This window comes from Serratia sp. YWN4 (assembly GCF_055790845.1).
Window position 1 is genome coordinate 2,912,210 of the sequence record NZ_CM147696.1, and the last position, 11,483, is coordinate 2,923,692.

The 11,483-nt window shown below is 50.8% G+C and carries 10 protein-coding genes; 6 read left to right on the forward strand and 4 right to left on the reverse strand.

Going from position 1 to position 11,483, the window contains the following annotated elements; all coding sequences use genetic code 11:
- Positions 1-64 precede the first annotated feature (64 nt).
- Positions 65-1,336 carry a YeaH/YhbH family protein gene (locus ACX9GT_RS13840; protein WP_473187336.1) on the forward strand — a complete coding sequence of 424 codons (1,272 nt, stop codon included), beginning with the start codon at positions 65-67 and terminating at the stop codon, positions 1,334-1,336.
- A gap of 401 nt (positions 1,337-1,737) precedes the next feature.
- On the opposite strand, the gene cspE is transcribed toward ACX9GT_RS13840, so the two are convergent.
- The gene (cspE, locus tag ACX9GT_RS13845) at positions 1,738-1,950 is read right to left on the reverse strand and encodes a transcription antiterminator/RNA stability regulator CspE (protein ID WP_076940257.1); all 213 of its coding nucleotides are present in this window, start codon (positions 1,948-1,950) and stop codon (positions 1,738-1,740) included.
- Positions 1,951-2,310: 360 nt separating this feature from the next.
- On the opposite strand from cspE, the gene ACX9GT_RS13850 reads away from it, so the two are divergent.
- Complete coding sequence (locus tag ACX9GT_RS13850; RefSeq protein WP_473187337.1) at positions 2,311-2,487, forward strand: GhoT/OrtT family toxin; 177 nt, start codon at positions 2,311-2,313, stop codon at positions 2,485-2,487.
- 298 nt (positions 2,488-2,785) lie between these two features.
- On the opposite strand, the gene dadX is transcribed toward ACX9GT_RS13850, so the two are convergent.
- Entirely contained in the window at positions 2,786-3,856 is a 1,071-nt protein-coding gene (gene dadX, locus ACX9GT_RS13855) for a catabolic alanine racemase DadX (protein WP_473187338.1), read from the reverse strand.
- Between the two features lie 62 nt (positions 3,857-3,918).
- A complete protein-coding gene (locus tag ACX9GT_RS13860; protein ID WP_473191587.1) occupies positions 3,919-5,223 on the reverse strand; it encodes a D-amino acid dehydrogenase in 1,305 nt (434 codons plus the stop codon).
- Between the two features lie 496 nt (positions 5,224-5,719).
- Between ACX9GT_RS13860 and ACX9GT_RS13865 the strand changes: the two genes are divergently transcribed.
- Positions 5,720-6,256, forward strand: a complete 537-nt coding sequence (locus tag ACX9GT_RS13865; protein ID WP_473187339.1) for a hypothetical protein — start codon at positions 5,720-5,722, stop codon at positions 6,254-6,256.
- Between the two features lie 280 nt (positions 6,257-6,536).
- On the forward strand, positions 6,537-8,072 hold the full coding sequence (locus ACX9GT_RS13870; protein ID WP_473187340.1) for a SpoVR family protein: 1,536 nt from the start codon (positions 6,537-6,539) through the stop codon (positions 8,070-8,072).
- A gap of 57 nt (positions 8,073-8,129) precedes the next feature.
- Here the strand turns inward: ACX9GT_RS13870 and fadR are convergent, their stop codons facing one another.
- Positions 8,130-8,849, reverse strand: coding sequence for a fatty acid metabolism transcriptional regulator FadR (fadR, locus tag ACX9GT_RS13875; protein ID WP_459402532.1), 720 nt, complete (start codon positions 8,847-8,849; stop codon positions 8,130-8,132).
- Between the two features lie 244 nt (positions 8,850-9,093).
- Here fadR and nhaB point away from each other — a divergent pair, with 244 nt between their 5' ends.
- Together nhaB and dsbB are read left to right on the forward strand one after the other, a co-directional pair.
- The gene (gene nhaB, locus ACX9GT_RS13880; protein ID WP_473187341.1) at positions 9,094-10,677 is read left to right on the forward strand and encodes a sodium/proton antiporter NhaB; all 1,584 of its coding nucleotides are present in this window, start codon (positions 9,094-9,096) and stop codon (positions 10,675-10,677) included.
- A 122-nt stretch (positions 10,678-10,799) separates the two neighbouring features.
- Positions 10,800-11,330: a disulfide bond formation protein DsbB gene (dsbB, locus tag ACX9GT_RS13885; RefSeq protein ID WP_473191588.1), complete on the forward strand. Its 531-nt coding sequence runs from the start codon at positions 10,800-10,802 to the stop codon at positions 11,328-11,330.
- Positions 11,331-11,483 lie beyond the last annotated feature (153 nt).

Here is an 11,483-nt window from a genome sequence, read left to right on the forward strand (position 1 = left end):
ATAAGCTCACTATGCTGCGGCTTGATGAAGGGTACGAAAGTTGGCAACGTCGTTTGGGGGAACTATGGCCTATTTCATTGACCGACGGCTGAATGGCAAAAACAAGAGCATGGTGAATCGCCAGCGTTTCTTGCGCCGTTATAAGTCGCAAATCAAACAGTCGATTGCCGAAGCCATCAATAAGCGTTCGGTCACCGATGTAGACAGCGGAGAATCGGTTTCGATTCCTGCTGGTGATATCAACGAACCGATGTTTCATCAAGGGCGCGGCGGAACACATCATCGCGTTCATCCAGGTAACGATCACTTTGTGCAAAATGACCGCGTTGAACGCCCACAAGGTGGCGGCGGCGGCGGTGGTAGCGGCCAAGGTAACGCCAGCCAGGATGGAGAAGGTGAAGATGAGTTTGTCTTCCAGATCTCCAAAGATGAGTATCTCGACCTGTTATTTGAAGATTTGGCGCTGCCAAACCTGAAGAAAAATCAGTATAAGCAGTTAACTGAATACAAAACCCATCGTGCCGGTTACACCGCTAACGGTGTGCCAGCCAATATCAGCGTTGTGCGTTCGTTGCAGAATTCACTGGCGCGGCGAACCGCCATGACTGCAGGTAAACGGCGGGCACTGCATGAGCTTGAAGACACCCTCACCCAGTTGGAAAACACCGAGCCGGTGCAACTGTTGGAAGAGGAGCGTCTGCGTAAAGAAATTGCCGAACTGCGCAAGAAAATCGCCAGCGTGCCATTTATCGACACCTTCGATCTGCGCTACAAAAACTATGAGCGGCGTCCGGAGCCTTCCAGCCAGGCGGTCATGTTCTGCCTGATGGACGTTTCGGGTTCAATGGATCAGGCAACTAAAGATATGGCCAAACGTTTTTATATTTTGCTCTATCTGTTCCTGAGCCGGACTTATAAGAATGTCGAGGTGGTGTACATCCGCCACCATACGCAGGCCAAAGAGGTGGACGAGCAGGAATTTTTCTACTCGCAAGAGACTGGCGGGACCATTGTTTCCAGCGCGCTGAAGCTGATGGCGGAAGTGGTTGAGGAGCGTTACGATCCGGCGCAGTGGAACATCTATGCCGCACAGGCTTCAGACGGCGATAACTGGGCAGATGATTCACCGCTGTGTCACGAACTGCTGGCGAAACAGATCCTGCCAATGGTGCGTTACTACAGCTACATCGAGATCACACGCCGCGCCCATCAAACGCTGTGGCGCGAATACGAAAACCTGCAAGCAACATTTGAAAACTTTGCTATGCAGCATATCCGTGAGCCAGAGGATATTTATCCGGTATTCCGGGAGCTTTTCCACAAACAGACGGCATAGAGCCCTTCTTAATCGCAATCAGCCAGCTAACCCAGGTTTCTGGCTGATTTTATTTCTGTCTGAATATTATATCCGTAAAACGAAAAACCCCGGCATTGCTGCCAGGGTTGAAATGTGTGCCGGTCACTTTCCCGGCTGTCATGGTGCGGCGTAAGCGTTCATCGAACACTCCAGCGTTACACGGCCTGAGCACGGCCCTTTCACAACAGAAAAACCTACTTTTCTCAATAAACTTTTCTGTTGCTGAAGTCTTGAATATTGGGTGATTGTTTTCGATGAGGGGAATCTTCAACCCCGGCATTGAGCCGGAGTTGAATAGGTAGTGCGGATTATCGCTTGTCTGCTCCGGTCTTTGCCATCATCGCTGTTGCAAGGTTCAACCGCCCTACTACTGGTTCAGATTACAGCGCGGTAACGTTGCCTGCTGAAGGGCCTTTAGCACCATTTTCAATGGTGAATTCAACCTTCTGACCTTCATCAAGAGTTTTATAGTCATTACCCTGAATAGCGGAAAAATGCACAAACACATCTTTGCTGCCATCAGCAGGTGAAATAAAACCAAAACCTTTACCCGCGTCAAACCATTTTACTAAACCAGTCATTTTATTAGACATAGATACTTCCTTCATTATTTTTTAGGCCGCCATAGTGGCGAATGAGGTCTGCTATTCAGTGGAAACTTATGGGGCACTAAAGAAGAGAATTCGCGGAAGAAGAGGTATCTGTCGGATATCACTAATACTGAGAACTGCTTTACTAAAACTGCTTTCATAAGGTCTGTGCTACAAACCGATGACGCTATTTACTCATAACCATCCGTTATTAGCAAACTATATTTATAATTATTTTTGATAAGTGTTTTAGAATCATCTCAAAACGCCCTGAGGTAGCGTTCATAAGCCCGAGCAAAGCGTTGCTTGTCGTAGGTTAACCTCCTAGAATGCGCGGCTGAAAAAACAACTAGGATCGGTTTCATGTCATCGCTGTGGGCAACAATGCAACATATTTACTTAATTGGCCTGTTAATTTCTATGATTCTTACCTATCTGCTCAGCAGGGATACCATTAAAATTCGCTGCGTAAGTGCGATAGTCATCGGTCTGACCTGGCCACTGAGCCTACCCGTCGTCTTGCTATTTGCCTTGTTCTAACGAGGTAAAAGTTCACTTCCATGACGTCATCCTACCTCTGAATATGGGGCTCAGAGATGTCTACCATGCGGCAAATCCTACTGAAGTTATTGGATTTTTCACAGATTTTATCGGTGACAAAAACGCCAAGGTAGCCCAGTACCAGCAGATAACCGATCATGCATAAAATGAAGATAAGTGTTCTCAACGCTAGCTACCAAGCCGACAGAATGACGGTGAATATCATACCGTGACTCACTGGCTTTCACCTATTTCAAAGTATGAACAGAACTGTTTGAGGCTCCTGCCAATCTAGTTGTCAGACAGCGTTAACAGTGACCCGCGCCGCCAATCCGGTCAGCAATTCGTAACCCAGCGTGCCAGCCGCAGCCGCAACCTTGTCTACCGGCAAGTTCCGCCCCCATAGCTCCACCTGGGTACCAATAGTGGCCTGTGGGCAAGGTGTCAGATCCACCATCATCATATCCATCGAAACGGTACCCAATGTGCCTGTCAGTACGCCCTCTACCCACACTGGCGTACCGGTTGGTGCATGGCGCGGATAACCATCGGCATAGCCACAAGCCACGATACCGATACGCTGCGGCCCAGTAGCGGCATAGCGGCCGCCATAACCAACGCGATCGCCCTGCTTCAACGTCTGAATACCAATAATCTCACTGCTCAATGTCATCGTCGGTTGCAGGCCCGTGTCAGCGATGTCACGCCAGTGCCCGGTGGGCGACGCGCCATAAAGAATAATTCCCGGCCTCACCCAACTGTCATGGGTGGCTGGGTGCCACAAAGTAGCGGCAGAGTTCGCCAGGCAGCGTGGCAGCGAGATTGCCGCCGCCGCACGCTCGATCGTTGCCATCTGTTGCACCACGCCTTCGGCGCTATCGGCCGTGGCAAAATGGCTCATCAACGTCATCGACCCGATATTGCGCAACTCCTGTGCTTGCAGCCAGACGTTGTGCAAACGTTCTGGAGCAAACCCTAAGCGATTCATCCCGCTATTCAGCTTCAGGTAGACATCCACAGGTGCTTGCAGGTGAGCTTCAGCAATCGCCTGAAGTTGCCAGTCACTGTTCACGGCGGTGGTTAATCGATAACGATCGATCAGCAATAAATCCGCGGGCTGGAAAAAACCTTCCAGTAGCAGAATCGGGCCGCTCCAGCCAGACTCACGTAACAGCACGGCCTCGGCCAGATCGAGCAAGGCAAAACCATCAGTGTGTGCCAGGCTGCGCCAGACATGCTTCAAGCCATGTCCATAGGCATTAGCCTTAACAACCGACCAGACTTTAGCGGTGGGAGCAAAACGGCGAACGACCTGTAAATTATTGGCAAATGCGTCTAAATGCAGTGTGGCTGTAATCGGGCGGGGCATCGGTTCTCCTTCGGCCTCCATGGCAAAAGCCGCAGGCAACAACCTGCGGCACTCATCAATTTTTAGCGTGCCGGGTGCACATCATTCAGAGGGATCGTTGGCCTCTGGCGAAAACCAGCACTATAACGCGCCACCGCCAAATCGTCAGACGGAATTGCTGGTGTGGTGCCAGAAATCAGATCGGCGAGCAACTGCCCGGAACCACAAGCCATGGTCCAGCCCAAGGTGCCATGGCCGGTATTCAGATAGAGATTTTTCAGTGCGGTACGGCCAACGATCGGTGTGCCATCGGGCGTCATCGGGCGCAAACCGGTCCAGAATGTGGCATCTTCAATCCTGCCACCGTTTGGATACAGATCGCGCACCACCATTTCCAGCGTTTCGCGGCGTTTCTGTTCCAGTTCGGTATTGAAACCGACAATCTCGGCCATCCCCCCCACGCGGATGCGCTGATCAAAACGGGTAATGGCGATTTTATAAGTTTCATCCAGCACGGTAGAGAAAGGCGCGGCGGCCTCATCGGTGATCGGGATCGTCAGCGAATAGCCTTTCAGTGGATAAACCGGAATGGAAACCAGATCGCGCAATAATGCGGTGGAATAAGCCCCAAACGCAACCACATAGCAGTCTGCCTTTATCACTTCGCCATCACATTGCACCCCGGTGATTTTATCGCCCTCCACCAACAGGCGATCGACGCTGCGGTTGAACAGAAAATTGACGCCAGCCTGTTGAGCCAGCTTCGCCAATTGCTGCGTAAACAGCTGGCAATCGCCGGTTTCATCATTGGGTAACTGCAAACCGCCGGTCAACTTATGAGCCACCTGTGCCAACGCCGGTTCAACCGTAGCCAATTGGCTGGCTTCCAGCAGTTTATAAGGCACCCCAGCATCTTCCAGCACGGCGATATCCTTGGCAGCGTTCTCAAACTGCTGCTGAGTACGGAATAGTTGCAGCGTGCCACCTTGACGGCCTTCGTATTGAATACCGGTTTCCTGACGCAGCACTTTGATACAGTCACGGCTGTATTCCGCCAGGCGCACCATACGGCCTTTGTTGGTCATATAGTGGGCGGTATCGCAGTTTCTCAACATCTGCCACATCCAGCGTAGCTGGAAGCTGCTGCCGTCAAGACGTATCGCCAGCGGCGCATGGCGCTGGAACATCCATTTAATCGCTTTCAGCGGCACACCCGGTGCAGCCCACGGCGCTGCATAGCCCGGTGAGATCTGCCCCGCATTGGCCGCACTGGTCTCCATAGCTGGCCCCGTTTGACGATCGATAACCGTGACCTCATGACCGGCTTTTGCCAAATACCAGGCACTGGCCACCCCGACCACTCCACTCCCTAAAATGACCACACGCATCATTGACTCCAGCTCAAGTTCTCGAAAAGCATAATCATCTGTTCACAAGAAATTAACCCAGCGTAAAAAACTAGCAAACAACTTGATCGTTAATCGTGACAACATCCACAGTTAATTTATCATTCAAGTGGATATCTTTTGCAATAGCCGCCTATAAATAGCGATAAGATGTGGCAATAAGGGGCATAAAAGAAGAAAACTCACCTTTACCGCTGACATTGACAGCATTGATAGCATAGCAATAACCTTTGCTGGCAACATTTATTTAACGATATGTAAATATAAAACCATGGCGGTAAATTAGAATTTAATTTTAATATAAACGCGATTAAACAAAATATAATATTGTGAAAACCCCACAGTCGCACAGCAGAAAAAACTCGCTCTAAAACGCTATCCTGCTTTTCCCATACAAGATTTATGGTCAACGGCTTTTTCATCAGGCTATGATGGCTGACTGAAACAGGATCACGTCAACTTAGGGAAGGATCTTCATATGAAAAAAATTGCATTCGCATTCGCGCTAATGACAGCGTTTCCAGCACTGGCTGAAGAGGCCGGTGTCGTTAAAGACGGCATCAAAAGTGTCGTTTCCGGGGTGATCACCGCAGGGAAAGATGCTCTTAGCGGAGTGAAAGACGGGGTGGATGATGGGCGCCAATCCGGCAGCAGCGTCGATGGTGCAATCGTGGTGATGGATAAAGAAACTTTGACCAAATACGTCGCTCCATCCGTATCAACTATCGAAAAAGTGGCCGATCAAGAGTACAAAGTCACGATCGCACTGCGTAACAACACCGACAAGATCGTGCGTCTCGCGAACCTCAATGAACGCAATTCATTATTATTGCTGGATAAAGAGGGATTTATCTCCCCACCGAAAGCGGCACTGCTGCCGGGTGAATCCGATATCACCATCCCGGAAAAAGCAGCGGTCAAGGTTCGCTATACCTTTGCTGGCATTGAAGATACGCCAGCGACGCTGCGGCTCTACGGTCTGGATATCACCGTACCTGCTGTGGCCACCCAATAAGGCCGCACCGCCCCCTCATGCCACAGGTTGCGCAGCCTTTCGGCCGGACTATACTCGAAAGAGAGAAGAGGCATTTGGCCCTGCACCTTCTCGGCTATAAATCAGCAGAAATAACCGCAGAGTATCAGTATGATCGCGGTAACAAGTAGGTTGAAGCCTAAACCGGTGATGAAGTGTTTATTTTACTTTGCTGATATATAACGGTTTATTTCAACTTGAACTATGATTGATACAAGGCCTGCCAAAATGAGCAGAGTCCGCTAATAATGAGGGTGCGCTGATGACTACTTCGACACATAAAAAGGTTAAGGAAGATAAACGTCTGAGCGATGGACCGGACTGGACGTTCGAACTGCTACAGGTCTATCTGGAGCAGGTTGATCGGGTGGCCAAACATTACCGGCTCGACACCTATCCGCATCAAATCGAGGTCATTACCTCTGAACAGATGATGGACGCCTACTCCAGCGTCGGCATGCCGATTAACTATACTCACTGGTCATTCGGTAAAAAATTCATTGAAACCGAGCAGCGCTATAAACAAGGTCAGCAAGGCTTGGCCTATGAAATTGTGATCAACTCCAACCCGTGCATTGCCTATCTGATGGAAGAAAATACCATCACCATGCAGGCACTGGTGATGGCGCATGCCTGCTATGGCCACAACTCGTTTTTCAAGAACAACTATCTGTTCCGCAGTTGGACCGATGCCAGCTCCATCGTGGATTACCTGCTGTTTGCCCGCCACTACATCAGCCAGTGCGAAGAGCGCTATGGCGTTGAAGAAGTGGAAAAACTGCTCGACTCCTGCCATGCGCTGATGAATTACGGCGTCGATCGCTACAAACGGCCACAAAAAATCTCACTGCTGGAAGAAAAAGCGCGGCAGAAAAACCGTGAGGAATATCTGCAAAGCCAGGTTAACTCGCTGTGGAAAACCCTGCCACGCGTAGACCGCGAAGCGCTTCCAGAGCAGGCTCTGCGTTACCCACGTGAACCGCAGGAAAATATTCTCTATTTTATGGAGAAAAACGCCCCGCTGCTGGAACCATGGCAGCGTGAAGTGTTACGCATCGTGCGTAAAGTGAGCCAGTATTTCTATCCGCAGAAACAAACGCAGGTGATGAACGAAGGCTGGGCAACCTTCTGGCATTACACCATTCTTAACCATCTTTATGATGAAGGGCGTGTGACGGATCGTTTCATGATGGAGTTCCTGCACAGCCATACCAACGTGGTGTTCCAGCCGCCGTACAACAGCCCCTATTACAACGGCATTAACCCATACGCACTGGGCTTTGCCATGTTCCAGGACATCAAACGTATCTGCCAGTCACCGACTGAGGAAGATCGTTACTGGTTCCCTGACATCGCGGGCAAAGACTGGCTGGACACGCTGCATTTCGCCATGCGTGATTTTAAGGACGAGAGCTTTATCAGCCAGTTCCTGTCGCCGAAAGTCATGCGTGATTTCCGCTTGTTCACCGTGCTGGATGACGATCGCAACAATTATCTGGAGATCTCGGCGATCCATAACGAAGAAGGCTACCGTGCGATACGCCAGGAGCTGTCAGCCCAGTACAACCTGAGCAATCATGAGCCGAATATTCAGATTTGGAATGTTGATCTGCGTGGCGATCGCTCACTGACGCTGCGTTATATTCCGCAGGATCGCGCACCACTGGATAAGAGCCGCAGGGAAGTGATGAAGCATCTTCATCGCCTGTGGGGTTTCGATATCATTCTGGAGCAGAAAAACGAAGATGGCAGCGTCGAGCTGCTCGATCGCTGCCCGCCAAGACCCGCAACGTTATAAACTGCTAAAACGACAAAGGGGCGCATCGAGCGCCCCTTTGACTTGACGTGACACCGGCTAGCGGCGAGCTTCGGCCAAATCACTCGGCATTGCGCCCTGCATGCTGTGCCAGATTGCACCACTCTCTTTACCGTAGTTACGTACACAATCCATCACCTGATCGTACATTTTTTCATGGCACAGGGTAGAAAGTTTGTTGTAGAAGCTGAGCGCCAGTTTGCGCGCCTCAGGGTTAGAGAAATAATAACGGCCAACACGCGTGTACAACCCTTTCAACCCATTGAGAATCAAGCCATAAATCGGGTTACCCGAAGCAAACGCCAACCCACGGAAGATCTCATAGTCAAGGTGATTGAACGCATCCGCCTTATCTTCAACCTGGGTGGCTTTCGCCAGCACTTCCTGCGCCTGCTCTGGGTAGTTGCGCACGGCGGCACGGATAAAGATCGAGGCAATATTGGTGCGCACAGCTAACAGGTTGTCGATCAGTTGCGGCACGCTGTTGTGATCGAGGCGTGCCAGGGTTTCCAGAATATTAAGACCTGAAGTTTCCCAAAAATTATTTACTTTGGTAGGTTTGCCATGCTGAATAGTCAACCAGCCATCACGAGCCAATCGCTGTAACACTTCACGTAATGTGGTGCGCGTAACACCAATCAGTTCTGAAAGCTCACGCTCCGCGGGCAAAATAGAGCCAGGGGGGAAGCGATTATTCCAAATACTTTCAATAATATATTCTTCCGCGAAACCGGCAGGACTCTGCGCCTTTATAACCATGTGTTTGACGTTCCGTAGCGACGATAAGCAGTAATAGTAGTTGGCTGATCATACCAGATCGCCGGGGTATCACATAGCGGGAGCAAAGAACATTAAACGAAAGTGTGCATAACCCGGCAAAAAATATGCGAAAACACCGAGTTGCAGAAATATCCCCCGTAAAGCAAAGCTTGGATTGCATCATACCCATGGCCGTTGCTAGGGTATAGCGCGTTAACTCTCTTGAAGGTTTTGCGAAAACAGCATGGATATGACAATACGCTCGGCATTGATAAAAAATTTTCTCGGGTCATCTCCCGACTGGTACAAATTAGCCATCATCAGTTTTCTGGTGATTAATCCGTTAGTGTTCTTCCTGATCAACCCCTTTGTGGCTGGCTGGTTGCTGGTGATTGAGTTTATCTTCACGCTGGCAATGGCGCTGAAGTGTTACCCGTTGCAGCCTGGTGGTCTGTTGGCCATTGAGGCTGTCCTGATCGGTATGACCAGCCCCGCGCACGTCAGTGAGGAGATCAGCAACAATCTTGAAGTGTTGCTGCTGCTGGTGTTTATGGTGGCCGGTATCTATTTCATGAAGCAGTTGCTGCTGTTTGTGTTTACCAAACTGCTGCTCAACATCCGCTCCAAAATGCTGCTGTCGCTGGCCTTTTGCGTCGCGGCAGCTTTGCTTTCCGCTTTCCTTGATGCTCTGACGGTGGTTGCCGTGGTGATCAGCGTCGGCACCGGTTTTTATTCGATCTACCACAATGTCGCATCCAAAGGTGCCGACGATAATCCCGACGTCAGCGACGACAGCGGCATTGACAACCCAGATCATAAACAGACGCTGGAACAGTTCCGAGCCTTTTTGCGCAGCCTGCTGATGCACGCCGGTGTCGGTACTGCTCTCGGTGGCGTCATGACCATGGTGGGTGAACCGCAGAACCTGATCATCGCTAAAAGCGCCGGATGGGGCTTTGGTGAGTTTTTCCTGCGCATGGCACCGGTGACACTACCCGTGTTTGTCTGCGGTCTAATGGTCTGTCTGTTAGTTGAACGTTTTGCGGTATTTGGTTACGGCACCAAGTTGCCTGAACGTGTACGTGAAGTGCTGAAGGAGTTCGATCGGAAAGCTACCGCTAAACGTAACCGCCAAGAAAAGCTGAAACTGGTGATGCAGGCATTGATTGGCGTCTGGCTGGTTATTGCGCTGGCTTTCCATCTGGCGGAGGTTGGGTTGATTGGTCTTTCGGTGATCATTCTGGCCACCTCGCTGTGCGGTATCACCGATGAACACGCCATCGGCAAAGCGTTTCAGGAAGCCCTGCCCTTTACTGCCCTGTTGACAGTGTTCTTTACCATCGTGGCGGTGATCGTTGAACAACGGCTGTTTACTCCGGTGATTGAGTTTGTCTTGCAGGCAGAACCTTCCGCGCAACTTTCGCTGTTCTATCTGTTTAACGGCCTGCTTTCGTCGGTTTCTGACAACGTTTTTGTCGGCACGGTCTATATTAACGAAGCGCGTGCGGCGCTGGAAAACGGGACCATTTCACTCAAACAATTCGAAATGCTGGCGGTGGCCATCAATACCGGCACCAATCTGCCTTCTGTGGCCACACCCAATGGTCAAGCCGCGTTCCTGTTTCTGCTGACTTCTGCATTAGCACCGTTAGTGCGTCTGTCATACGGCCGTATGGTCTGGATGGCGCTGCCTTACACGCTGGTACTGACGCTGGTCGGCCTGTTGTGCGTGCAGCATACGCTGGCTCCAGCCACCGATTTGCTGACCCAATGGCACTGGTTAACGCTGCCATCGCTTGACGCGGTGGCCCCAATCACGGCACATTAACCGCCATAACCGCCCCGTAGCCAGTGACTATTTTTCACGGAATAGCGTCCAGATAGCTGGCAGCGGGGATGAATTGGTTTACACTGCCGGTTCAATTGCTTACTGCATGGAAGAACAAATATATGTTGCAATTCTTTAACCGTTGCTCACAGGGGCGCGGTGCTTGGCTGCTGCTGGTCCTGACTGCATTGGTACTGGAGTTGGTTGCTCTCTATTTTCAGCACGTAATGCTGCTGGAACCTTGTGTGATGTGTATCTACGAACGCGTCGCTCTGTTCGGGATCCTCGGGGCTGGGCTGATAGGTGCAATGGCACCCAAAACGCCGCTGCGCTATGTGGCTATCTTGCTGTGGATATACAGTGCCTGGGCGGGCTTACAGTTGGCCTGGAAGCACACCATGATCCAGTTGCACCCGTCACCATTCAACACCTGTGATTTCTTCGTCAACTTCCCATCCTGGTTGCCGCTCGACAAATGGCTGCCAGCCGTGTTCCACGCTTCGGGTGATTGTTCCGTGCGCCAATGGCAGTTCCTGTCATTAGAAATGCCACAGTGGTTAGTGGGGATTTTCGCTGCCTATCTGTTAGTCGCTGTGCTGGTGTTAATCAGTCAATTTGTTCGTCAGCGCCGGCGTGATCTGTTCGGCCGCTAACAGCCCATCTGGCAAAAATGGCGCCCTCTGGCGCCATTTTTAGTGAATTGCCTATAACTGCAAAAATCCCCTCACATCAAGTGTGTGTGAAGAAGTAAACGAGCACAATCAGTGCCCCGGCCACGGCAAACAGACGTGCCATCTTCATCATTA